33 protein-coding genes are annotated in these 24,090 nt (G+C 30.7%); 4 read left to right on the forward strand and 29 right to left on the reverse strand.

The window, feature by feature from the left end; all coding sequences use genetic code 11:
- Positions 1 to 14: 14 nt before the first annotated feature.
- The 28 genes from Q0684_RS00100 to Q0684_RS00235 all read right to left on the reverse strand — a co-directional run bounded on the left by Q0684_RS00100 (position 15) and on the right by Q0684_RS00235 (position 22,034).
- Positions 15 to 959, reverse strand: coding sequence for a DUF6712 family protein (locus Q0684_RS00100; RefSeq protein WP_299012005.1), 945 nt, complete (start codon positions 957 to 959; stop codon positions 15 to 17).
- Positions 956 to 2,302 carry a hypothetical protein gene (locus Q0684_RS00105; RefSeq protein WP_299012006.1) on the reverse strand — a complete coding sequence of 449 codons (1,347 nt, stop codon included), beginning with the start codon at positions 2,300 to 2,302 and terminating at the stop codon, positions 956 to 958. The genes Q0684_RS00100 and Q0684_RS00105 overlap by 4 nt, the downstream gene beginning before the upstream one ends.
- Entirely contained in the window at positions 2,302 to 2,643 is a 342-nt protein-coding gene (locus Q0684_RS00110; protein WP_299012007.1) for a hypothetical protein, read from the reverse strand. Before Q0684_RS00110 ends, Q0684_RS00105 begins: the two co-directional genes overlap by 1 nt.
- Positions 2,644 to 2,958: 315 nt before the next feature.
- Entirely contained in the window at positions 2,959 to 4,479 is a 1,521-nt protein-coding gene (locus tag Q0684_RS00115) for a terminase family protein (protein WP_299012008.1), read from the reverse strand.
- Positions 4,466 to 5,041 (reverse strand): hypothetical protein, encoded by a 576-nt coding sequence (locus tag Q0684_RS00120; protein ID WP_299012009.1) that lies wholly within the window; start codon positions 5,039 to 5,041, stop codon positions 4,466 to 4,468. The genes Q0684_RS00115 and Q0684_RS00120 overlap by 14 nt, the downstream gene beginning before the upstream one ends.
- Before the next feature lie 119 nt (positions 5,042 to 5,160).
- Positions 5,161 to 5,403 (reverse strand): hypothetical protein, encoded by a 243-nt coding sequence (locus Q0684_RS00125; protein WP_299012010.1) that lies wholly within the window; start codon positions 5,401 to 5,403, stop codon positions 5,161 to 5,163.
- 138 nt (positions 5,404 to 5,541) lie between these two features.
- Positions 5,542 to 6,822, reverse strand: a complete 1,281-nt coding sequence (locus Q0684_RS00130; protein WP_299012011.1) for a DNA modification methylase — start codon at positions 6,820 to 6,822, stop codon at positions 5,542 to 5,544.
- Between the two features lie 5 nt (positions 6,823 to 6,827).
- Complete coding sequence (locus Q0684_RS00135; protein ID WP_299012012.1) at positions 6,828 to 7,448, reverse strand: hypothetical protein; 621 nt, start codon at positions 7,446 to 7,448, stop codon at positions 6,828 to 6,830.
- Positions 7,441 to 8,202 (reverse strand): hypothetical protein, encoded by a 762-nt coding sequence (locus tag Q0684_RS00140; protein WP_299012013.1) that lies wholly within the window; start codon positions 8,200 to 8,202, stop codon positions 7,441 to 7,443. Before Q0684_RS00140 ends, Q0684_RS00135 begins: the two co-directional genes overlap by 8 nt.
- Before the next feature lie 90 nt (positions 8,203 to 8,292).
- Positions 8,293 to 8,934 (reverse strand): hypothetical protein, encoded by a 642-nt coding sequence (locus tag Q0684_RS00145; protein ID WP_299012014.1) that lies wholly within the window; start codon positions 8,932 to 8,934, stop codon positions 8,293 to 8,295.
- Between the two features lie 197 nt (positions 8,935 to 9,131).
- On the reverse strand, positions 9,132 to 9,701 hold the full coding sequence (locus Q0684_RS00150) for a hypothetical protein (protein ID WP_299012015.1): 570 nt from the start codon (positions 9,699 to 9,701) through the stop codon (positions 9,132 to 9,134).
- Between the two features lie 3 nt (positions 9,702 to 9,704).
- Positions 9,705 to 10,088 (reverse strand): hypothetical protein, encoded by a 384-nt coding sequence (locus Q0684_RS00155; protein WP_299012016.1) that lies wholly within the window; start codon positions 10,086 to 10,088, stop codon positions 9,705 to 9,707.
- A gap of 17 nt (positions 10,089 to 10,105) precedes the next feature.
- Complete coding sequence (locus tag Q0684_RS00160) at positions 10,106 to 11,053, reverse strand: hypothetical protein (RefSeq protein ID WP_299012017.1); 948 nt, start codon at positions 11,051 to 11,053, stop codon at positions 10,106 to 10,108.
- Between the two features lie 18 nt (positions 11,054 to 11,071).
- Complete coding sequence (locus Q0684_RS00165; protein ID WP_299012018.1) at positions 11,072 to 12,394, reverse strand: S49 family peptidase; 1,323 nt, start codon at positions 12,392 to 12,394, stop codon at positions 11,072 to 11,074.
- 76 nt (positions 12,395 to 12,470) lie between these two features.
- Positions 12,471 to 12,944 (reverse strand): hypothetical protein, encoded by a 474-nt coding sequence (locus Q0684_RS00170; protein ID WP_299012019.1) that lies wholly within the window; start codon positions 12,942 to 12,944, stop codon positions 12,471 to 12,473.
- Positions 12,945 to 13,047: 103 nt separating this feature from the next.
- Positions 13,048 to 13,515, reverse strand: coding sequence for a hypothetical protein (locus tag Q0684_RS00175; RefSeq protein ID WP_299012020.1), 468 nt, complete (start codon positions 13,513 to 13,515; stop codon positions 13,048 to 13,050).
- 39 nt (positions 13,516 to 13,554) lie between these two features.
- Positions 13,555 to 13,800, reverse strand: a complete 246-nt coding sequence (locus Q0684_RS00180) for a hypothetical protein (protein ID WP_299012021.1) — start codon at positions 13,798 to 13,800, stop codon at positions 13,555 to 13,557.
- Between the two features lie 587 nt (positions 13,801 to 14,387).
- Entirely contained in the window at positions 14,388 to 15,194 is an 807-nt protein-coding gene (locus Q0684_RS00185; protein ID WP_299012022.1) for a tyrosine-type recombinase/integrase, read from the reverse strand.
- 200 nt (positions 15,195 to 15,394) lie between these two features.
- A complete protein-coding gene (locus tag Q0684_RS00190; protein ID WP_299012023.1) occupies positions 15,395 to 15,691 on the reverse strand; it encodes a hypothetical protein in 297 nt (98 codons plus the stop codon).
- A 124-nt stretch (positions 15,692 to 15,815) separates the two neighbouring features.
- Complete coding sequence (locus Q0684_RS00195) at positions 15,816 to 16,070, reverse strand: hypothetical protein (RefSeq protein ID WP_299012024.1); 255 nt, start codon at positions 16,068 to 16,070, stop codon at positions 15,816 to 15,818.
- A 138-nt stretch (positions 16,071 to 16,208) separates the two neighbouring features.
- Positions 16,209 to 16,499, reverse strand: a complete 291-nt coding sequence (locus tag Q0684_RS00200) for a hypothetical protein (RefSeq protein ID WP_299012025.1) — start codon at positions 16,497 to 16,499, stop codon at positions 16,209 to 16,211.
- A gap of 11 nt (positions 16,500 to 16,510) precedes the next feature.
- Positions 16,511 to 19,957, reverse strand: a complete 3,447-nt coding sequence (gene dnaG / locus Q0684_RS00205; protein ID WP_299012026.1) for a DNA primase — start codon at positions 19,955 to 19,957, stop codon at positions 16,511 to 16,513.
- Between the two features lie 3 nt (positions 19,958 to 19,960).
- Positions 19,961 to 20,281, reverse strand: coding sequence for a hypothetical protein (locus Q0684_RS00210; RefSeq protein ID WP_299012027.1), 321 nt, complete (start codon positions 20,279 to 20,281; stop codon positions 19,961 to 19,963).
- A gap of 110 nt (positions 20,282 to 20,391) precedes the next feature.
- Positions 20,392 to 20,760 (reverse strand): hypothetical protein, encoded by a 369-nt coding sequence (locus tag Q0684_RS00215; RefSeq protein WP_299012028.1) that lies wholly within the window; start codon positions 20,758 to 20,760, stop codon positions 20,392 to 20,394.
- Complete coding sequence (locus Q0684_RS00220) at positions 20,760 to 20,987, reverse strand: hypothetical protein (protein ID WP_299012029.1); 228 nt, start codon at positions 20,985 to 20,987, stop codon at positions 20,760 to 20,762. Before Q0684_RS00220 ends, Q0684_RS00215 begins: the two co-directional genes overlap by 1 nt.
- Entirely contained in the window at positions 20,987 to 21,577 is a 591-nt protein-coding gene (locus tag Q0684_RS00225; RefSeq protein WP_299012030.1) for a LuxR C-terminal-related transcriptional regulator, read from the reverse strand. Before Q0684_RS00225 ends, Q0684_RS00220 begins: the two co-directional genes overlap by 1 nt.
- A gap of 30 nt (positions 21,578 to 21,607) precedes the next feature.
- On the reverse strand, positions 21,608 to 21,787 hold the full coding sequence (locus Q0684_RS00230; protein WP_299012031.1) for a hypothetical protein: 180 nt from the start codon (positions 21,785 to 21,787) through the stop codon (positions 21,608 to 21,610).
- Between the two features lies 1 nt (position 21,788).
- Positions 21,789 to 22,034, reverse strand: coding sequence for a hypothetical protein (locus Q0684_RS00235; RefSeq protein WP_299012032.1), 246 nt, complete (start codon positions 22,032 to 22,034; stop codon positions 21,789 to 21,791).
- A gap of 98 nt (positions 22,035 to 22,132) precedes the next feature.
- Here Q0684_RS00235 and Q0684_RS00240 point away from each other — a divergent pair, with 98 nt between their 5' ends.
- Genes Q0684_RS00240 through Q0684_RS00255 form a run of 4 tightly spaced genes read left to right on the forward strand, consistent with a single transcriptional unit; the run spans position 22,133 to position 23,257 of the window.
- Positions 22,133 to 22,489: a hypothetical protein gene (locus Q0684_RS00240; RefSeq protein ID WP_299012033.1), complete on the forward strand. Its 357-nt coding sequence runs from the start codon at positions 22,133 to 22,135 to the stop codon at positions 22,487 to 22,489.
- Between the two features lie 42 nt (positions 22,490 to 22,531).
- Positions 22,532 to 22,924: a hypothetical protein gene (locus Q0684_RS00245; protein WP_299012034.1), complete on the forward strand. Its 393-nt coding sequence runs from the start codon at positions 22,532 to 22,534 to the stop codon at positions 22,922 to 22,924.
- Between the two features lie 8 nt (positions 22,925 to 22,932).
- A complete protein-coding gene (locus tag Q0684_RS00250; protein ID WP_299012035.1) occupies positions 22,933 to 23,100 on the forward strand; it encodes a hypothetical protein in 168 nt (55 codons plus the stop codon).
- A gap of 4 nt (positions 23,101 to 23,104) precedes the next feature.
- Positions 23,105 to 23,257, forward strand: a complete 153-nt coding sequence (locus Q0684_RS00255) for a hypothetical protein (protein WP_299012036.1) — start codon at positions 23,105 to 23,107, stop codon at positions 23,255 to 23,257.
- A 279-nt stretch (positions 23,258 to 23,536) separates the two neighbouring features.
- On the opposite strand, the gene Q0684_RS00260 is transcribed toward Q0684_RS00255, so the two are convergent.
- Entirely contained in the window at positions 23,537 to 24,025 is a 489-nt protein-coding gene (locus tag Q0684_RS00260) for an ABC transporter ATPase (protein WP_299012037.1), read from the reverse strand.
- Between the last annotated feature and the right edge of the window lie 65 nt (positions 24,026 to 24,090).

Genomic DNA, 24,090 nt, shown 5'->3' on the forward strand with positions numbered 1-24,090 from the left:
AATAGGACAACTTTTTACAAGCCAACTAAAGACTTGGTATTAGTTAATGTTATATGCTTTTGTGCTTCTTGAATCTGATATTCTGGAAACTTTTCAGTATTCGAAACTATTAGCTTAATTGCCAGTTTTAAATATTCTTCACCCTCTACTTTCTTACTTTTTTTTGTGTGGACCAGAAAGTCGTTCACTTTTAAGTTAATATTGGTAACTGTTTTTTCATAAGGTAATACATCAAATCGCATGTGCATTCCTTTAGCATCTAAAACAAACATTCCGTTATCTACTGTTTTCATTATTGTAAAAGCAACAATGGATTGTTGTAATAAATCTTTTACTTGTTTTCTTACAGTATCTGTTTGATTAATTTTTAAAGCCACTAACAAACTTGATCCTATGACTGGATTTATAAATTGATCTTCGACAACTTTAAGCGTAGGTTTCATAGCAACAAAAGTTTGCCTACTGTTAAAGATGTGATAGTATTTATTAAGAATTGACGTTTTGTTTACTAATAATTCTTTGTAAACTGTGTAGCAATCTGAACTAAACCACGCTGAAAATTTATCTGCGGATTTTTCCATTACTTCTAATAATTCATCCAATGCCTCGTGGCCAGACTTTTTAAAAGAGCGTTGCAATTCTTTAAATTGTTTATCGGATGCAGTTTTTGTGTTTTCATTAGCGGTTACATGAATACCATTATCTGTTACTTGAACAGCTCCAATAGGTAAATACAAGTAATATCCAAAATTAGCTACTGCTTCTTGAGCTAATTCTTGAGCTGCTTTTATAATCGAATCCGTTTGTTCTGATTCAAATACTAATAATTGATCTGAACCAATTAAAGGTTTCAAAAAATTACGTTCAGCTTTTCTTAAATATGGTTTTACATTATCTATATCTACTGAGCCATTTACAGAAATATATTCTCGAAGTGTTGCTGTATCTTTTATAATCATAATTGAGCTGCTTTTTGTGTTCCTGTAGGATTTTGGTCTAAAGTTGTAAACGTTGTTTCTTCAAAACCACCAACTAGTTTTTCATCCCAACCGTTGTAATCTTGGATGAATTCAAAAATTTCTAAAGTGGTTTCTCTGTCTGGTTTTTTTAAAGCGGATAGAATGAACCAATCTAATCTTTTATCACTTCCAGAACCACCACCGTCTTTAGTACCAGGTACTCCTGCACCAATTAAAGAAGGAGAAACTCCTGCTGCTGTTAAAGCTGCTTGTATCCCTGCTGCTGTATCATCTAGATACGCACCGTCTTTTTTGCCTTTTTCGATTTCAGTAATTTTTAGTCCAGGCTGTGGAGTGCCATTATCATCTTTATAAATAATTGACATAATGCTTTTACCTCCATTTTCTACACCACGTAATGATTGATCTAATTGTTCAATAAATTCTTTTCTAATTTCATCTTGCTTTTCTGGAGTAAAACCTTCCCACTTATTATTATACTTTCTTTCAAAGTATTCTTCAAAGACTTCAACGTGTAGATTCACGTTCATTTTTTCTTCTAAAAAGGCTTTCTTAAATTTTGGTATGGAATTAATAATATCTAACCAACCACTACTTTCTATAGATTGCCATTCTGGATCTGGATAATAACCGCTAGTAAGCATTGGAAAACAAACAGGACGAACAAAGTTGTGAATTTTATGTTTTTTGCAGTATTCCTTTACTTCTTCAGCTGATAAAAAAGAGTTGATTAAAGGAATTTTATCTACATATTTAGATGCAACATCAACGCCTTCTTCCCATTTAGAAGAAACGTACAAATTATTTATTGTACGTGTGTTTTCGTCCATAATTTCAAAACGACTATCTGCTGCGAATTGTCGTTTTACTCGATTTATTTTTTTGAAATCTTTAGACAAAACATATTCTGGACACGCAAAATGCCAGTATTCTTCATCAGAAATAATTTCTTTAAAAAAACGCTTCATTCTGTTGCGTTTAAAAAAAGCATTAATCTCTGCATGCTTGTGTAAAGGAATTTGTTTTATAATTCGTTTTTCATTTTCGTAAGTTTCTTCTGCTAAAATAAAACCAGAACCATAGTGTGCATTTATATTAACTCTTAAACCCCTTCTTAACGTTCCTGTGGGTTTTATTTTCTTTGTTATTTTTTGAGGATAATCATTATTAGCACCCCAAGCTGCAATTTTACCAGAAGCGTTTTCGGTATGCAGAATTACACTAGTTACATTTGCATCTGCTTTTTTAGTTGAAGCGAACGTAACTATAGCTTTGGTATTTCCTCCTGTAATGGCTACATCGCCTATAAATGTTGTACTCATTAATAAATAACTTTTTTACCGTTAATTGAAATAATTAATCGAATATGAATTTTTTTCTTTTGTCCATTTTGTAGTTCTAAATTTCTAGTTCTATTTTCAAAATGGTTCGGATTTCTTTTTGAGGTTGTGCCAGATTGCACCGCTTTTATTAAAGAAGTTTTGGATGGTATACCTTTTTTAGAGCGTAATTTTTTTACTTGCTTATACTCATAAAGTTTACCTCCAGTTTTAGAGTTTCTTTGAAGCGAACGAAATGTGATATCAAAAGGATAAGCGTTACCTTCTTTATCTTTTTTATCGATTATCGCAAGTGCATCTTTTAAAGAAATAGTTTCTTCCATAATGCTAATTTCGTGCGACTAGTCATTTTAAAATAGGACAGAATATTTTTAATCATTTTTGTAGTAGAAAAGAAGATTATTTCTAATAAAAGCACGTTTTTTTATTAGGATAAGATTAAAAAACAAACTATTTACATTGTTTTTCTACTGATAATCTCATTTTTTAATTAGTAAGTATTTTGTTTTCAGACACTTAAATATTAAAATATTCTTGTAGAATCTCTTTTATACATTCTCTTCACGCCTCGTCCTTTGACGAATGACAATTGCCATGGTCAAAAAAAGAGGATATATGAAAATTGAGTTGTAAAATAGCTACATCGTAGTTGGTAGATCCCAGTATTCTTTTTCGGGTTTCAATAAGTCTTTATAGATCGAGTAGATGGGTATGTCAAAGGCATCAGGTAGGTGGGTGGTGTGCTGTTGCTTTTTCTTTGCATTGCGTTCATCCTTCTTTACCTTTTGTATTCCGTTCTTACCTTCAGAAGCTTCAGTACGTTCTAATCCAATGATAAGATCTGGATTATTTTGTTCGTTAATCTCAATGCCAGGGTAACGAGAACTACTTCCCTTGAACATCATATTGATAAGGATATACTTGTCATTATGTGGTGCTACTGGCTTACGCTTACTCTTATCATATACAGTCCATCCTTTAGATTGGAGTAATCGCACCAATACATCTCCATAAGTTTCGTTAGTACCTTTCCTAACCTTGGCGTTACCATCGTGACCATAATATAAGTGTACTACCTTGTTTGGTAAAGGTGCATAGTATTCTACAAAGTCGTTAATCAAATCTTCTAAATCTCTTGACTCACTAGATTGGCTAGCCCACATAGATTTTAGAACACGGTATTTATTCGGTAATTTCTGGCTAATTACAGCAGATATAAATGTACCCCAATCAATAGATAGAATTAGCGGCCGACCTTTATCTATATCATTGTCTTGTTTGCTATTAAAAGAAGCTTTAGTGTAGTCGGATGTAATACTCTCTAGATAATCATTGTCATAGTCAGTATAATAATGTTTTTCAGCTTTTAATTGTGGATAGAATCCGTTCAATATTTCTTTTGGTCGTATGTTTAGAATTTCAGCATTATAGTATAATTCAGATGGAGCTTCATCCTTCATCTCTTCAAACCATTCCTCACGTAAGTTTAATTTGTTAATTAGAGCTGATGCTTTAATAAATGCATACTTTTTAGGTTTACGTTTTGCTACTTCTTCCATATCAGTAAACCAACGCCCCTTTTTTGTCATTGGAGTAGAAGAAGCATAAATTTCGGCTCCTAATAATGTTGCTTTTTCAAATCGTGCTTCTTTAGCTCTATTCGTTGTTTTTACATTAGCAAATAATTTTTCGGAATCAAATAAAGCTGCTTCATCTCCAAGAATACCAAAAGAATTCAAACCACGTCCACTATTTGGATTATCTAAAGAAACTAATTGAAAAACCGCACCATTAGAGAAGTGAATAATATTGTCCCATTTGTCTGGAGCATAAATAGGTTCAGCAAAACCAAACTTTGCACCATTTTTACCAACTACATAATCATACCCTTCATAAATACCTAAAACAGCTAATCCTTTTTTAGTAGATGGTAATGTACGTGCTAATATTTGTTGGTATGTAGAACCAACCAGTGCAAATGAAGCTCCGGGCATTTGCTTTACCATTTCTTTCATAAAAAATGCTAGAATAAATGATTTCCCAGTACCACGACCCCACTCAAGGTATATTTTTGTTTTTTTTAAAACTGTAACAGCCAAAACAGCTGCCAATTGCGCTGCATTTAGTATGACCTCTAAATATTTGCTAATCTTCCCCATTGTCTTCTACTTCTTCAAAATCAGTGTCCACTGTTAGGTTATTAAAATCTAAAGAACCTGTTAAAAGATGGCTTAATATTGCATTACCTACTTCTTTATTTATAGACATTTTTACAGGCTTATTCTCTAACTTTTCTGGATTAAAGTTTATAGCGTTTTCTTTGTCTACTTCTGCATATTTACCCATTAATTCTAGAGCCTTTCCGATTGCTTTTAAATCTTTAGCTTTTACAGCCATTAATAAAAATTTGTGTGAATATTCCAGTAAGATTGCTAACGAACCGTCTCGATCAGCTTTCATTACATTTCCAAATAGGCGTTCGGCATTTTTTAAATCTCGATAAGCTTGCGCTCTACTTATCTCATATTTTTCCATTAGAACATTAGCGGCCTGTTCTCTGGAATGGAAATTTTGACGAAGAGTAAAAGCTGCTAACCAACGATCCTTTAATTCGATTTGCTTTTGAGTGAGCGGATATTTTGTAGAATCTTTGTAATAAGCATAAATCTTATCAAATGAAGAATCTCCTGTTTTTATAGTAGGTAAATGTTGTATTGCCATAGTGTAAAAGTGGCAATTGTCAGCTTTTTAGAATAGGACAAAAAAAACCACTCATTTACGAGTGGTAAAAATTGCTATGAAAAAGAATGTGCTTTTAGCACACCATAAATATAAACAAATTATTCTACTTCTTTTAAGCACCAAACAAAATCAGTAACACCTCTTTTTTGTGGCTCATAACCTAATGTAGTAAGTAATTGATGTAAGTCGTAATCATCTATACAACCCGTTGGAAATATTTGAAAAAGTAAATTTAAAACCTCAGAAGTTGATAATTGAAGTTCATCTTTTGCATCTTGAATAGTAGTAGGTAAATAATGCTTTTTTAAAAATGCAGTTATTTCTAATGTTTTATCTATCATAATTAGAAAGTATTAAATACCCACGCAAGGTTGCGAAACATCTTACTCAAAAGCAAAATACAGGCAAAGCCTGTACTTACGTGGGATTGTACTTTCCTTGCTTTTGAGTTTAAAAAAATGTTTCGCAAAGTAAATATACTATATTTCTACATATTTATTCCATTCAACTTTATCCAATGTTTGACCATTCTTTTTAATTTCAAAATCTAAATCATTATCAATCATATATTGTAACCATCTACGAATATCAACATCTACATAAACTGGATCTAATTCCATTCCATAACAATTGCGCCAAGTTTGTTCGCAAGCTATTAATGTGGACCCACCACCTAAAAACAAATCGCCAACGATATCCTTTTGTTTAGAACTATTTTTTATCAGATAAATAATAATTTCAATTGGTTTCATTGTTGGATGATCTGCATTGCGTACTGGTCTATCAAATTCTAATACAGTAGTTTGTTTTCTGTCAGAATACCATGGATGTGCAGCACCTTCTTTCCAACCGTATAAAATAGGTTCGTGTTTCCAATGATAATCCTGCCTTCCCATTACAAGGCTGTTCTTAACCCAAATTAGACATTGAGTTAATTTATATCCTGCATCTTTTAAGGCGTTTCTAAAATTAGCACCTTCACTATCTGCATGAAAAACATAAATAGGAGAACCTGCTTCAGCGTTTAAAAATGTTTCTTGATAGAATAAATAAAGAAATGTATAAAACGAATCATTATCCATTTTATCATTTTTGATTTTCAATTTTTCTTTTGTACCACCTTCATAATTTACGTTATAAGGTGGGTCAGTAACTACCAGATTAAATAGTTTAGACTCAAGAAGTTTTTTATAATCTTTAGAATTCGTGCTATCTCCACAAACTACCCGGTGATGCAATTCTTTCTGTTTACTTATCAACTCATATACATCTCCTAAAATAGTAATAGGTTCTTTGGGTGGTGTTAAATCCGTTTCTTTCTCTTCTTCTTGCTTTAGGTCATCTGGCAAAATATCTGAAGGGAGTTCTATGTCATTAATATCTAATCCTAATTCAAGTAAATCTACATCAGCAAAACATTCTTCTAAAATATCTACATTCCAAAATCCTACAGAAATATTAGAAACAACATTGTATTCTTTAAACTCCTGGTCCGTTAATGTTCTATTTGGCAGTCTTACATCTATTAAATCATCTCCACGTCCTAAATCCATTAAAACTTTAACACGTTGATGACCTGCAATAATTACTTTATCTGTATTTACAGCAGGAATTTCAGCAAGATTGTATTTCTCAAGACTATTTTTTAATTTTTCTAATCGCTCTGGAGTAATTTTACGAGGATTATAATTGCAAGGAACTAAATCTTTTACTTTTAGTTTTTCGGTATGCCATTCTAAAGGAGCTAAAATATCATTCATCTTTTTTAATCTATATCACAGCTCACATCATCACGATCTGAAGTTATGGTTTCATAATCTGTTGTAAAGTATGATACAACACCGCTTAAATCTCCTAAATAATAAGGCGCATCATATTTTTGAGAATCTCCAAAAACTAATGTAGTTACAGTTTCTCCATCTTTGGTAGCTTCTATTTTACTGCTAGATTCTATTAACTTACAAGGTTGCTTTTTAGAACCAAATTGTCTTTTAAAATTGCTCCCAAACTCTGGTGCTAATACAATTAAATCTTTTCCTTTAAGCCAACGTTTAAAACCTAATAAATCTGCTTTAGAACCTAAAAGCTGTACAGTTAATTTATTTTCTTGTAATGGAGATTTAGTAGCAGTACCAATTTGAGTTGTTTCTAAAGAAACACTTTCTTGTATTGCTTTTACTTTGGTAAAATTTACGCCATCTATAAAAGTATGATTGTTTTTAATCACAATTAAATCATCAATTACACTATCTGGTTTTAGCTTTTTAATTTCTATTGGCTCTGTAATGTTTAGCATTTCATCTACCAAACCAACATATATTTCTTCGTGATGGAAACCGGCTGTAACTTCGTCAAATTCAGTTCCTAAATTTTCTATCTTAATCATTTTTTGGTGTATTTATCAATTCATTTAATTGTTGTAAATCAAGTTCGTGTTCTAGTAATTTACTTTTTGCTTTTTCTAAAGCAATTGCTTGTTTAGTGGTTTCAGATTTGGACAAATTTTGCCCTAAATCTTTTTCAAAACTTTCAACCTTTTTTTTGCATTTAGATACAGAAATTCGCTTATTATTTCTTGATTGAATTAATTGTGCAGCAGTTAAAGAACTGTAGTTTCTTGGAGCAATATTCAACACTACTTTATGATCTACATAATGCTTTAAAACTTTTTGAGTAGTTTCTATAGCATCAAACAAGTCTTCTATTTCGATACATAAAGAAAGTGCTGCACCTTCTTCTGATGGATGCAACTCGTTTAGTTTTAATTTTAAAGAAATTGCTTTCTGAAAATCATTTCTTTGCTTAATAGATATTGCATGTAAATCTGTATGTAATTCATTTAATCGATAGAAGTAGAATGATGTCTTTTTATTATTGGTTAATGGTTTTCGTTCGCTACCATCAATTTTAATATCAATATTGTATTGTGATTTTTTTTCATTTTTCACAATAAGAGGTTTTGATATTGTGCCTTTTTCTCTAAACTTACCAAGCTCATATTTTAACTTTTCAAAATTAGAAGGACTTTCTTTTCTTAAGAATAAGCGTACTAAATTAGGGCTATGCCCTTTTAATGAAGCGTATAGTAAAACACCTGCATTATAATCAGAACCATTAGAGAACCACTCGTTTACTTTCATAGTGTAAAAGTGGCAATTGTCAGCTTTTTAGAATAGGACAAAAAAAAGACACTCAATTGAGTGTCTTTTAATATTTATTGAAATTAACTTTTAATAATAGGTTTCTTCAAATCCGATAGAAAAATTATCAGGATCAAAGGGAATAGGTTTTATTTTAAATGTGACAATTCTTTTTAAATCGCCATTTCCAGAATCAAAATAAATGGTGGTTTCATTTCCATTTATATCTTTAGAAAACCGTTTTAAACCTTGTTTTATTTCGGCTTCTAAATCAACATTTAACCCTAAATCTTTTAATCTATTCTGTATGATTTCTTTTTTTTGATTTTCTAAACTTCTGGAAGCATCTATAAAGACGGAACTAATCAAACTTAATGGATCGTCTTTTTCAAAATGTTTTATCCAAGAGTCTTCAATGTCTCTCTTATATTCATCTGTAAATTTGGGCATTTGAATTGATAATGGAGATTTTCTTGTAGTAGATAGTTTATTAATCATATTTTCATCTATAAATGTAACTTCATCAATAAAATTATTTCCAAAAACTTCATTAGTTCCATGAAAAGAAATACTACTTCCATTGTTGTATTTAGATTTACTCATACTCAAAGATAATAAATTATCAGTGAAATCATTTACTACAAAATCTACAGATACATCAGTATCTAGACTTTTAACAATACTGATTGGATTATCTTTTTTAACATCCAATTCTTTGGGCCTTGCGCTCACTCCAATAAAGGAGAACATCAACAATAATAAAATTACTTTTTTCATTTTTAAAATGGTTTTAGATTAATATTTATAGAATTATTTCTATTGAGTTTCAAAGATGGCAATTGTCAAACCTTTAAAATAGGACAAAAAAAACCACTCTGTTTAAAAGAGTGGTTTTCCTAATTAAAACAAACTAATCAACTAATGAAAAATTATGCTGGCTGTAGTGTTATACCACCTCCAGTTACACTATAAATTGGTGCATCATATTTTTGTTTATCCATAAAAACTAATGTAGTTGTATTTTCGCCATCTACAGTAGCTTCTATTTTACTGCTAGATTCAGAAATTTTACCAGCAAATTTAGCAGATCCAATCTGTCTTAAATTACCACTGCCAAATTCTGGAGCTAACACCACAATATCTTGACCTTTAAACTGTCTTTTAAATCCTAATAATTCTGGTTTAGAACCTAAAAGTTGTACAGTTAATTTATTCTCTTGCATTGGCGATTTATTAGGATCACCAATTTGAGTTGTTTCTAATCCAACACTTTCTTGTATAGCTCTCATTTTCGTAAAGCCATAACCAGTATTAAATGTGTGTGCAGTTGTAATGGTAACCAACTCTTCTAAAGTTGTTGCAGCACCTGTGCCACATAAATCTTTAGGCTCTGTAAGAGCTGCAAAAGTTGATAAAAGTGCTACATACACTTCTGTGTGAGAAAAACCACCTGATACTTCATAACCTGGTTCTCCAATATTTTCTACTTTAATACTCATGGTTTAGTGTTTTTTTAAGTGAATAAATTTTGCTTTGATTAAAGATTCCATTAAATCTTTATCTGCAACCGCTTCTTCAGATGTATGCTTATTTCCTTTAAATCGGAAATTTGAAACAGTAAACTCATAAGTTCCTTCTTCGTTCTTATAAGTTTCTCCTTTTTTTACTTCTGGAGTTGCTGTTGCTTCTGCTAACTTTTCTTTTAAATCCGAAATTTCTTGATTAGCAGTTGCTAATTTTTCAGTTTCAGCATCACGTTCTTGAATTGCTGCTTCAGTAAGTTCTTTTTGTGCTACTAACTGATCTTTTAAAGATTCTAAAGTAACAACATCAGAAGTCTGTGTAGACTTCTGATTATTTTCTGTATTTTTTTCTTGTTTTGCCATTGTTTACGTTTTAAAGATTAAACCCATTTAGCTACATAAACTAATTCATTATGTCCAAAACCTAAACCTTCCCACCAGTCAGCCATTAAGAAAACTTCTCTTTGACTTTCTTCAATTCTAGGTTTTTTCATTCCATTAACTCTTCTAATATATAAGAAGTTGTCTACTGGAGTAGCCCAAATGTAGTTTTCATTTGCCATAGATGGTAAACCAACTAATTCTACATTTGTAAAATCTACAGTAGGTTTGTTTGGATCGTAATTTACATCCACACCATGCGTATTACGTTTGTCTCTATGATACCAACGCAACACTTTTTCGTTCATATAAACACGTTTTTTAACACCATCTAAAAGAGAATCTATATTATCTACAAATTCTTCTACAATATCAAAAGCGTTGGCTGGTGTAATAGCTGCACTTAAAGCTACATTTTGCATAGAGCTATCAGCAATACCAGCATCTAATAATGTTTTCACACCATCAATTGCTTGTACTGTAGAACCTGCTGTTCCAGAAGTTGGTGCAACATAAGCTCCTTTAAAGTAACCTTTAAGTTCTAAATCTTGCTTTAATTGAGGTAATACCTCGTTTTCTAACATAAAACGAACAATAGGCCATTTAGCACGTTCTTGTTCATTTACATTTTCTAAAAATCCTAACCAAGAAGCTTTAACATCATCTGGATATAAAGCCAAATCTATTTTAAGGTTTCTTAAAACAATTTTATTTGGTTTAAACTCAACATCTCCTTTTGGAGTAAATTTCTTTTGAAACTGTTGTACAATTTCTCCTAAAACCACATTTGAAAAACGATAAGTATCGCCATCGTAAATTAATGGTTTTGCGTAACTAGTAGTTACAGATTTTTGACGTAATGCTGAAAGCAAACGCTTTTCATTTTGTCCTTCTGGGATGTAGTGACCACCAAATTGAGTAACTAAATCAGTTTTTACTATTGACATTTTTTTAATTTTAAAAGATTAATTATTCATTGCAGCACTAACATCAATACCACCAATTACATTGGCGTTATCTTCTGCTATACCGTTATTTTTCAAGTTATTTGTTACTCCTGCTCCATCTGCTGCACCATATTCTGCTACTAAATTGCTTAAAGCAGTAATACCTTCTTCATTACTCATTGTAGCAGCTCCTTCTACTTCAGCAGTTGCTAATGCATTTTGAATAGCAGTAGTTACAGTTGTATTTGTAGCTTCTAATTCAGTTATTCTTTCAGAAGAAGTAGTAGCTTCTGTTTCCGCAGTTGCAATAGTAGTATCATTTTCTGATAATCTATTTTCAAGTGCAGTTGCTTGTTCATCTGTTAAGATGATACCATTTTCGGTTTCGCCTTCTGAAAAAGAAGCACCTATAACAGCTTCAATCAAAGGCACATTTAATTTGCTCATTGGATTTTTTTTAGAATTATTTAATTGAGTATTATTTTTGTTTGATTTCGCTAAAGAAAAAACCTTATCAATTGCAGTTTGTAAAGTTCCTATTTCATCAATTAAACCGTTGTTTAATGAAACTTCAGCGTTGTAAGTTCCTCCAGATAAAACTTCACTATTTAAATTAGGTCTAGCAGAATTCATATCAGCATGAAATGTTTCTGTTATAGGATCTAACTCGTTTTTAATGTAACCTTCTGGCTTACCTTTTAGTAAATCTTCAAAATCTTTGTTTTTGTCTGTAGATTTTGTTGCATATTCTGTAATTACTTTAGCTCCTTTTTTCTCATAGTAGCCAGTCATATCTACAAAATGTATCATTGTACCAATACTACCAATAGCATCAGCACGTTTGTTGGCAACAATATGTTTTGCAGCACTACCAATATAATAAGCAGCACTACACATCATTCCATCTGTATATGATACAACTGGTTTAGAATAGTTTTTAATGAAATCGTGAAATTCTGGTGTACCAGAAACTTGACCACCACCACTATCTATATCTAAAACAATTCCTTTACAATTAGGATCAGATTCATAGCGAGACATTATCTGTTGTTTAGATTTTGTTCCTCTTGGACCACATTCTTGATTGTATTTGTAAATAGGGTTTTTTAAAGAAACTACTAGAACGTAATTGTCTTTATTGGTTTCATTATCAAAACTTGATGCAGAAACTAAAGATTTATTGACACTAAAAATAAATGCTTCTGGAGTTGGTTTGTCTGGTGCTGAAAAAGTAAGTTTTCCATTTAAAATGGAATACAAAGAAGGCAGTAAAGACTGACTGTAAGCTTTATCAATAAACCAACGCCCGGTAATTAAAGAATGTAAATTGTTTAAATTCATCTGTAATATGCTTTTTGCACATTACAAACATACCTTCATCCATAAATTTAAAATAGGACAGAAAATTAGAAAACGCTTAATCGTTTATAAATACTGGCTTTTGCGGTATTTTCCCAAAAACTTTAATCATTATTTTACTCCCGTCTTCTAGTTTTTTTCCATTAATAAACTGGTAAGAAAATTTTAAAGGAAATTTTTTAGAGCCATATATTTTTTGTTGGCCATAATGTTTGATACCAATTAAAACTACTTTTTTATACAAGTAATTATTAAAGTAAGCATCTAATTCAGATGATTGTACAGGTATTTCAAATTCGCCATTAATAGTGTAAAGAGTTCCAGATTTTGTTTTCGTAGATTTTTCAGTAATTTTTATGTTTTCTGCTACAGGTAAAATATCTAAATAAGTAGTGGAAGGAGTGATAACAATATCTTTTGCATTGTTATTGGTTAAAATAGATGGACAAGAAGTTAGTTCATCAATAGCTACAATTTGAGCATTAAAAAAACCTCCTGTTTGCTCTAAATTCTCTGTTTTTATGGTATTCATTTTATATCATTTTAGGACAAAAAAAAGATTTCTAAAAACTGTCCTACTAAATAAATGCAGTATTTATAAGTGTTTTAGGCAGGTTCTTAAATTTCAAAATACACTATTTGTCCGATTTTAAACGTCTATCAATGGTTCTATACACGCTATCTAATTTCAATTCTTCTTCAGTAATATCATAAAAATCTAAAAATTGAGCGATTGCTTTTAAACGGTTTTGTTTATTGATTGAGTCGTGTTTTTCATTATGAAACTTTAAATCATTTTCAATCGATAGTTTTATATAGGTCTCAAGATCATTGTAAAAAATGGTGTAAATTTTTTCGGCTAACTTTTTTAATTTCAAAAAAGAAATATCAAAACCAACTTCTTTAACTATAGTTGCAGGAACAGAAACTTTATAACAAGATTTTCTATCTACATCAATACTTTGTTTTCTGTATTGTTTATCTAGAATATCAATAATAATTCCGCCAAGTAAAGAGTTTTTTTTAACGTGATGGACTTCGCCATATTTTTTGGTTAGGTATTTCTTTAAATAAGGCTTAATTGGTATTTCTAGAGTAATCATTTTTTACAGTAATTTAAAGGATTAATATACTATATTTCTTTAAATTTTCTCCAGTTTTATTTCATAATTTTTGCCTGATAATAGCTTGCTGTATTTGCTTTTAATCCCTTTTATTGAATCTACTACTTCAAAGTAAATTACACCTTCGTTTGCCAATTTTTCAACAGCTTCTTTAGATGCTTTTTCTGTTCCATCAGTTTTTACTGCTACTAATTGGTTTTCTGGTTTTCCTTTTACAGTTTTAGTTACTCTTTTAAAAACAGTAATATTTTTTTTAGATGCCATATTTTAAATTTTTACGTTGATACAAACATAATTGCATTCCAAATATTAAAATAGGACTGATTTCCAATCCTATTTAATTTTGTTGGATTCCCGTTCAACTTTTCCAACAAATCAACTAAATAGCTAAAAATCAAATACTTATTATTTTAAGGGCTGTTGGACTATGTTGAACGCACTTTAAAAATGTTGGAACGTTAAAAACACCGTTCAACATTTTCCAACAAAATAAAAACGTTTTTAATCAATAAAATAAAGGATAACTCTTTGTTAATTAAATAGTTATTATAAATAAAATCTATAGTGTTGGAAAAGTTGAACAGTTGAACGCTAAATATCCGCACTTTTCTCCCTAAATGTTTTTTATTATTGGGTTGGGGGTTTTGTTTCTTTTGTATTAATGAATTTGGAGTGTGTGAAATAAGATAAATAATAAGGGTGTTTAGGTTGCAAGTGTCAACGGTTCAACATTAGCGTAACTCTTTGTGTGTGAAAAGAATGTGAGTTGAACTAGTTGAACTAAGAGAAATGTAAAAAACCGCAGAAAAAGCGGTTTTTAAAGGTGTATGTAATTTGGGTGGTGGGTTTTGTTAAATAGGCATTTCTACAGTTTGTAAATGATTATTTGAAACGTGTGTATAGATTTCAGTTGTTTTAGAAGATTTATGCCCAGCAATAGATTGTATGGTTCTTAAATCTGTACCAGTTTCTAATAAATGCGTAAAACAACTATGGCGTAGCTGATGCATGTGTGCATCTTCAGCAATGTATTTTTTTATCATTTTATTACAAGAAGTTGCTGAATATTGCAAATGAAACTGACCGTTAAATAAGTAAAATTTTGGTTTGAATTCCGTATAATAATCTCTCAAAATTTTTAATAGATTTTCTGATAACGGAACTACCCTGTCTTTTTTGCCTTTTGCTAATTCAACATGAATTAAGTTTCCATCGGAATCTATATTTACAATTTTTAAGTTTATAATTTCAGAAACTCTTAGTCCAAAGCTATATGCTAAACTTAAAACAGCTTTGTGTTTTAAGTTTTTTATCGATAATATTTTTTCTCGTAAAATAGTCTTATCAATTATTTGAGGAAGTTTTCGCTCTTTTCTAGGTCTAGAGAAATTAATTTTGGCGTATTTTTTATTTAAAACCTTTTCAAACAAAAACTTAATAGCAGATATAACTTGATTCTGTTGTGATGTAGAACTAAACTTATAATGATTTAAATAAAAAGTAAAATCATTACTGGTTAAATGTTGGTAGTTCTTTTTTGTAAACTCCAAAAATTCCGCTACATAATGATGATAGCACTTAACCGTGTTTTTTGAGTATCTAAAATATTTTAGCTTTTCAGAATACATCTTTAAAATTTTATCTTGTTTATTTCTCATAATCAATTAGTTAATTAAAGGTTTTTATATATAGGTGTTGTGGTGCATTTTTATAAGAAACATAGTTCTATAACTCTAAAATTCAGTTATAAAAACGTCCGCTTCGCCACCACAACACCGCATATATGCCATTGCTTTAGGTCGTTTCTTGTTAATTAAGGTTATTGCTTAATCGAAGAAAAACAAAAAGCCAACGCTCTTTAATTAGTAACCCATTTCGCCATTTCTGCGTGGCCTAATGCTTTCCATACTTTTTTAGTGTTAGGTAGCATTAATCGGTCTTTAAAATCACCGTAAGACATTTTTTCGAGAAGTGGCTCAACCATATATTTTGGTCGTGCAATATTTAATTCATCTATATGATAACCTTCTTCTGGGTTTTCATAGATTCCAGCTCTATCTATGTCGCAACAATATCCAGCGTTATTTGCACGCCATAAAGTTACTACTGGTTCAGATTTGCCTGTGTGTTTAAGGCTAATTACATAATTACTCATAGTTTTAATTTTAGTTATTAATATTTGTCTTCCTATCGTCAGCCATTCGCCAACGCTTTTTTTGTTTTTTGGTTTATTTAATAATTTGGGTGCTTAATTCAGCAACAGCACATATGCAAGACCGTTATATGCAATTATGCTCAATCTCAAATCTTATCAAATTCATTTTTTCAGCATCGCTTGCAGGACGTATATTTTTTATCCCTGTGTGTACACAATAGGGCTTATTCATTCTAAAAGACTCAAAACCATTCCAATAGTGTAGTAAATCAAAAAAAATATACTGCGTAGTTTCATCACTTAAAAACCTACCTACTATTTGAGTTCCGTCATAATCCAAAAAATAAATTTTTCCTACTTCCATTTTTGTTTGTTCCATTCTTGCTGTGTTTTAGTTAAATAACTGCCTATAACAAAGTATATAATTTATAGGCAGTCCGGTTAATATTCAATGTTTATTTCTATTTATTTAAGTTGTTTCCAAATTGGAAATAAGTTCCTTTTAAGTGCCTACAAATCATATACTCGGCACGTTAGCAATCCAAATCATTTTGAAGTCCAACCATTCTTTTATATCATTTGGGTTACAATCATCCGTTAACACTCTTGGTGTTGTTTCTACTTTTCCTGTAATAGAAGATTGTAGCCAATAGATTAGTCCAGCTCTTAATTTGTAAATTGGTTTGCTAGATTCATCATAACCAGTAAAGGTTTTTAAATCTTCTGGAAGTGCCTGTACTAATTCTACTTCGGCTACTGCTCTTGGAAAAACATAAGGTCGTGGTTGCATTGCTGTTAGTGTTGCCATGGTATTATTTTTTAAAATGGTAAATCGTCTTCTTCTTTATTATCATTTGGGTTTTCATTATCTGGTTTCTTAAACAAAGAGTTATCTTCTTCTAGGGTTACCAGTCCTTTTTCAACCATCATCGTGTAATTAAAAGCGTAACAGCTTTGTGTTCCTGCCGTTCCAAAACGCTTACCTTTTATAAGGCCAATAAAATATGGACGTGATTTAAAGTAGTGGCGAATGGTGGTTTGTCCAATAACATCTACACCTTCTCGTGTAGAAGCTTCTTTATTATAGAATTGGTACACCGATTTTAAACGCAAGTACAGTATTTGGTTTCGCTCTTGGTTATCATATACTGATTCGCTTCGTTTTTCTCCAACAATTTTAAAAGAAAGGTCTCTACCTATTACAAAATCTTGATGATCTTTAATACGTTTAGTTTCGAATAAGAAAGTAATGATGCTCCAGAACTCTGTTAATCCGTTACTATCAGCAATTTGCTCTGAATTATTAATTATTAAGTGAAGGCATAGTTTTTTTACTTCTTCTTCAGTAAAAGGAAACTCGATCTTATCTTTTAGAATGGCGTAGGTAGTAAACAACATAGATACGTTACCAAAAATTCGTTCTTGGTACTGCTCTTTTTTAAGGAGTTCTTTCAGATTTCGCTCCGTTTCAGCGTGGACCAGAGGCAACCTTTTTTCGAAATACGCTCTATGTTGTACTATTTCTACTGCTAAACTGCTAATTCCAGAGTTTGTCCAATTTAAAAGCTTATTGAAGTTTGTTTTTTCTTCTGGAGTATATTTTTTCGTTAAAAAGAATTGTGATATCGTTCTAGTAGCTAGTGCATTTTCTTTAAAGGTTGGCATAAACTGACCAGCGTAATACACAGCAGAATTTATTTTATCTAAACTGGTTCTGGTGGTGCCAACTCCTTTTCCTTTTTCTCTACCAATGCCATTCCAAGCACCCATTAATAAGTTACCAACTTCTTCTTTTACGGTTCTATCTTGATATTCATCGCCAAATTGAACGGTGTTAGTATTTCGGCTTAAACGTCTAGATAAACCAACGTGTGTTGTTTGAGTTAAATCTACAGGCGGTAATCTGTAATAAAAGAAATTCTGCAATATTTTTCCAAAACCAGACTTTCCAGAGTCTTTTTCTCCAAAACCACCTAATAATGGAAATGAATCGTAGTGTGTAAGAAACAAATCTCTAAAAAGCGCACCGAAATTAAATAGAATGCCGGTTATTCCCTTTTCTTGAAATACTAAAATCATTTGCTTCATCCAATCCTCTAAAGAAATGGTAGCCTCTTTATAAACAAAGTATCGATCATTCTCATATAAATCATCGCCTTCTTGATTGTCTTGATGCATTACCGAAAAAGCAGGCGAGTAATAGTTATCTATTTTTTGGTTATAATCACTTTCGGTTTTATCAATGCCTTCTAAATTCATAATACCGTATTTGTTAACGGCTCTAAATTTTCCTTCCCAATACACACCATTTGCAAAGGCATAAAATCCTTTTCTATTCCAACCCATAGTTAAAAGCTCTAAAGCTGGTTCAAATTGCTCTTCAAATCGATATACAAATTTGTCAAAATGCTCCGTTCGTAAACCGTTATGTGTTAAGAACATAAAACCTCCTATTCTAAAAAGATACTTTCTAAACTCATTAAAATTGGCTAGCATATCACTATCAAAATCAATCAGTTTCTTTTTACCTCTTAAATTGGTTATCTCACAAAGGCGTTTGTTTTCTTTGTCTCCTTGAATATGAAAAAGTGGTTCAAGCTTGAAGGTAGTGCCTTGAAAAAAGGTGTTTGAATTTATGCGATGGAAAAAATAAGAGTTACCAACAGTTACAAATCCATGACCTTCTAAATATTCTTCTTTATCAGCTCCATCTGGTAATTGAACACCACGCATTGAAACTTTACCGTCTTCTTTTTCTTTAGCTTCAGTTTCTTTAATCTCAAATTTTCCAATTTCAGTTTTTAATGCAGAAACACTTATTTTTAAAATTTTGGCAACTTGTTTAATGTATTCGTTGCGCTTTACTTCGTGTTTTATTTTAAATAATGTTTCGGCAATGTCTGTAACAGCTCTTGACTTTTTGTCTGGATCTATTTTTTGAATTTCCTTTAGTTCCTGGGCACCTTGATTTTTTACCGTTTTTATTTCAGATAAAATAGCCTTGTTAGATGCTTTTGCATTAGACAGTTCTTCGTCTTGTAAATCTTTTAGGTCTATAATATCCGCTTCTAAAGTTTTTACCTGAAGCTTTATTGATTTGTTTAATTCATCAACATCAAACTGATATCTATCTCGTATAACATCATATTGATTGACTTTGTAAAGAATAGCGTCTAGTTTATTGTCATGCACCCAAGTATGCATATCTAATTGTGTTCTTGAAAAAGTGTCTGGATCTTCTCCATCTGGAAGCAAACAAATAGAAACATTTAAACCAAAAGACAAGCAAATATCTATGTCGCCATCTTTTTTAAGCATAGTTTTTAATCCTGCTGCATCTCCATCACGTAATAAAACAACTTCTTCAGCGTATTTTTTAAGCAATTGAGCGTGCCTTTCTGTTAAAGCTGTTCCGCAGGAAGCTACCGTATTTTCGCATCTGTTTTGATGCATTGCAATAACATCAGTATAACCTTCTGTTAGAATTACAGAGCCTAATTTATTAATGATGTGCTTCGCTTGAAATAAACCATATAACACAGCAGATTTATCATATATTAAACTCTCTTTTGAGTTAATGTATTTAAAACCTTTATCTAATTTTGGGTCGTTAGATTGTCGGCCACCAAAACCAACTACTGTTCCTTTTTCATTATGAATAGGGAACATAATACGGTTTTTAAAAATATCGTAACTACTGCTGTTTTTAGTTTTAGATAAGCCTAACTCTTTACTAACAGCTAGTGTGCCGTTTGCAATGGTCCATTTGGTTAATTTGTTTTCATCTCCATTAAATCCTATTTGAAAATTTAGAACACTTTCATCATTAAACTCACGTTCGGCAATTAGTTTTTTTGCCCAATGATCAGCATCCAATTTTTTATAAGCGTTTACAAAACTTCTTGCAGCCTTATCGGTTAGATTGTACATTTCGGCTTTCTGGTCTAGCTTTCTTTGTACCTCTGGAGTTACTTCTTCTTTTTCTAAATAGATGTTATGGATTTTTGCAATTATTTCAACTGCTTCAACAAACTCTACAGATTTATGCTGCATAACAAATTTTATTCCATCGCCTCCTAAACCAGTAGAAAAGCATTTAAATATTTGTTTTACAGGCGATACAGTAAAGGATGGTGTTTTTTCTTCAGAAAAAGGAGAGCAACACTTATAATTACTAGCTACTTTTTTTAGTTCTGTAAACTCTCCAATAGTTTTAACAATATCTGCTTCTCTAACTCTATCTACTGATGACTTGGTGTACCTCATTGGTTAGTTAAGTGTTTTTAAAAGGATGAATGAAAATGGTTGTGTTTCAAGGTTAACCTTTGAGTACATTTTCTTAATAATATTTTTAGTTTCGTGCGCAGAATACCCGGTGTCAAGATGTGCTATAAACTCATTGATTTGATTGAAATAAATAGTTTTGATAGCTTCAATACGAGCATTCTTTTTAAAGTTCTTTTTAAGAATTATTTTATACTCTTTACCAATTTGATATTTATTACTATTTCTTAATCTAATAGTTGTAAAGGCCATACAGTCTAGCTTGTTGTTCCAGTTTGCGCTAAAGTTGATGATGTTGTTTGGCATAATTTTTCTTCTTTACTATTTTCTTGTAATATTCTGCAACATTCATGTTTGGAATGTGTGCTAATTGGTCTGTTATATAAAATTCTTCTAGTCTTAAGCGTTTCTCAATCTTATTTTCCTTTGGGGTTGAGAACTTCTGCCGTAACATCGATATTTTCAATAAGCGTTTTTCTTCTGGTTGTGTAGGAATTGAGTTTGCTTTCATAGTACTGCCTTAATTCGTTACGATCTTTATCGCTAACATTCTTGTCTTCAGATAAAAATTTCATTTGCTTTTTTAGCTTATCTATTTTCTCGTCTAATTCAGTAATTGTTGTCATGTGTTTTTCTTTAAATTCAACATCTTTAATATTCCCATTTGGATATATCAGTGAATAATCTATACGCATTCCTATACAAAAGGCTTCAAAAAGTCTAGCCTTTTCATGACTAGAGAATGTTTTACTTTCAATTGCTATCGTATGAATAGTAAAAGGCATTAGCAACGAATAGTCATTGTTAGATTTTTTCTATTACCGTCAATAGCAACCTTTTTATAATTACTCCAAGCTCTTAACTCTGGTGCAGTAAACATTTTAATGTCTTTTGCTACCCAATTGCCTGCCATATCTTGATATACTTCCTTTCCGTTTACTGTAAAGGTGTTTTGCTCTGTTGGTTCAATACGTATTGCCATTTTTTTAGGTTTTAGTGTTACTGTTTTCATTACGCTATGATTTTATGTTGAATAGATAATTTTAGAAGCTCCATTTTTGTAGACACACCAACCGCTTTAAAAAGATTGGATTTGTGAAAGTCAAGCGTTTTGTGAGACACACCTAAAACTGATGCGATTGCTTTATCTGGCAGATTGTTACCAATAAGGTCTACAATAACTAATTGGCGAGGCGTAAGAATATGATTACCAATGTTTATATTTTTGCTATTCCATAAAAGGCTAGGGCAGTTTCGGGTATCTCTAAAGTTCTCTGAAGGAGCTAACTTGCCATTAGAGATATCGGGCGTAGAATCTACTTCTCCATACATATAGTATGTGTATAATTCTACTTGACGTGGTAAGTGATCAGAAACGGCTTCTAAAAACCTTCTAGCTTTATGATCCTTTAAATATGAAGTTTTTAAAAGGTTGTAATGTTCAACAGGTAGGTCTGAAAAATAATGATTGCTGCCGTTTTGTAACCATAAAACTTGCTTTGTTTTTCTGATACCTACAAATTCTATATTCGAATCATAAGGCATTAACCCTGCTATTTTTGGGTTTGGACTAAAATTTGTAATTTCGCTGTTGTTAATCATAGGTTTAAGATTTTGTGATTAATTAAAAATTTAAGAGTCCGTAGTTGCTGCTACGGATTTTTTTATTTTAATAGCATTATCAATTACTTTTTCTATAGCTTTTCTAGCAGGATTATCTTTTGCAACTTTGGTTAAGTTTACATGATGATAAGCTATAACTACGGTTAGTAATTCATTATGACTATCGATTAATTCCTTGTTATTATTCATTTTACATTTTATTTAAAAGGAGTTGTCTTTTCTTCTCTTCTGCCAACTTAAATTCTACAACTCTGTATATTGCAGCTTCAATTACTGCGTGTTTTACTCCATTCATAACATTAGTTATTTGACCTGTAGAGTAAGGTTCTCCATCTTTATTAAATTCTTTAGATTCATTTAATTCATCTTGAATAATTGGCGCATATCTATGCCCAATGATGTCTTTAATTATTTCTTTATCCTCTTTAGTTATCATAGAAAAACCCTATTTGTTTACTTAAAAAAAACTATTACATTAGTAAAACAATACTATCACAAAGATAGGGGAAAAATAACCTAATAAACAAATTGTTAGTGGAAAAATCTGACGAAATAAAAATAAGATTGCTTCAAGTTGCTAAAAATAAAGGAATTAGCTATGAAAAATTTTTTAAAGATTTTGGTACTACTTATGAAAATTTCAAAGGGAAAAGTTTGAAATCTTCACTACGTTCGAAAGTTTTAGGGGATTTTTCACAGGAATATCCAGATATTGATTTGAATTGGTTAATCACTGGAAAGCGTAAAATTGAAAAAGAAAAAGAAAATTTAGTAATGGAAGAACCTGATAATTATGAGAATAATTATAAAGATAAATATTTAGAAGTTTTAGAAGAAAATAGGCAATTAAGCAAAGAGTTAATTGCTCAATTAAAAAAAACAGAAAACTAAAAGCATTTATAAATGCTTTTCTAATTAATAAAAATTGAGTAAATGGAAGAAAAATTTGAAGATAGTTGCTATATAATTGAGTTTGAGAAAAGTTTTGATATAACAGTTTGGGATTCAGAAGAAGTTTGTAAAATATTAAAAATTAATATTGAAAGCTTTAAAAACCATATAAAACAAACTGGAAATAGATGTTCTGATTTTGGTTATAAAAAATCATTTAATATCAATTTTATAAAGAATCAGGAAGAGTATCAAATAACAACGATTGGAATGTATTTATTTATTAAATATCGATTTAAAAAAGAAATAGAATTGTTAAACTATTTTAAAGAAATGGCAATAATCGATTTATTAAGGTATCAAGGATATAAACAAAATACTCCAAAAAAAACTAAAGGACCAGGTAAGTTTACTATTGAAATAAAAAGCAAATAAATAGAATTATGGAAGAAAATAAAACAACAATTAATCAGAACCTTGAAGAATTAGTTAAAATAGCTAAAGCAAACAATAAAAAGTTTGAGTCAATGAAAAAGAACTTACAAGTTTTGGCTTGGATTTCAATTTTAGGTGTTGTCGCTGCTGTTTTTGCAGCTGTAGTAATGGCATAAGGTTATGGATAATCAAAATAAAGAACAATTAAGTTTTATTCTTTCTGATACAGATGGAAGATTATCAAAAGATATTGAAAAAGTGCTAAAAAATGAGGTTTCAAAAAAAATAGATAAGCCACAAACTCCTAATAATAAAGGAGAAAGTGGTTTTTAAACCGTCTCATATTCGGCTCAAATAACCTAAAAATAATAAAATCACCCAATTGCAATTAATTGAAAAACAACGATGTAAGAGATTACAGGGTAGGATATAAAGTCCAGTTCCCGCTACTTAGATAAAGGTTAAAACTTAATTGTTTTAACCTTTTTTTTGTTTAAAAATCAACGGACGAGAAGTTTATGCTGAGCGTAGGCGAAGTAAATTCAGTTCCCGCTGCTAAAAAAAGCTTCACAATTTTTGTGAAGCTTTTTAATTTTTAAAATAGATTTTTGTTTATTTCTTTAAAAATCGGCTATACCAACTTTCTTCAATTGGTATTTCCCAAAAATTCTCGAAATCTTGTTTTGTAGTAAGTAGATTATCAAAAATTATAGTTTTACCGGTTAATGCTTTGTTTTTTAAAAGCTTTTTAAAATCTTTTAAATCTTTGTATTGTACATATTCACCTTGTTTAAAGCAAACATTCATTTTGTCTAACAGTTCAATTTTATAAGTCTCTTGCAGTTCTAAAATAAAACTAACAGATGCATCTATATCTTTATTATTTAGAGGAGTAGCAACATCATCTGCAGTTAAAATTATAAACCTGTTGTGTAAGATTTTATAAGATGCTTTAAAATCAGGGTTTTCTGCTTTCCAATTCTCTACAAAAGACTTTACTTTTTCCGTAATTTCATCAATCTCTGAATTATAAAATTTTCTACTAGAAGGGTAAATCCAAACTTTAGCATCGTCTGAAATGGTATCAAAATTAACAAACATAATTTATATTTAGTTGACAAATATAGCTAAAAAGAAAACCGCAAATAACACTGTTATTTGCGGTT

This window comes from uncultured Polaribacter sp., from assembly GCF_947503875.1.
In the GTDB taxonomy this organism is placed as follows: Bacteria; Bacteroidota; Bacteroidia; order Flavobacteriales; family Flavobacteriaceae; genus Polaribacter.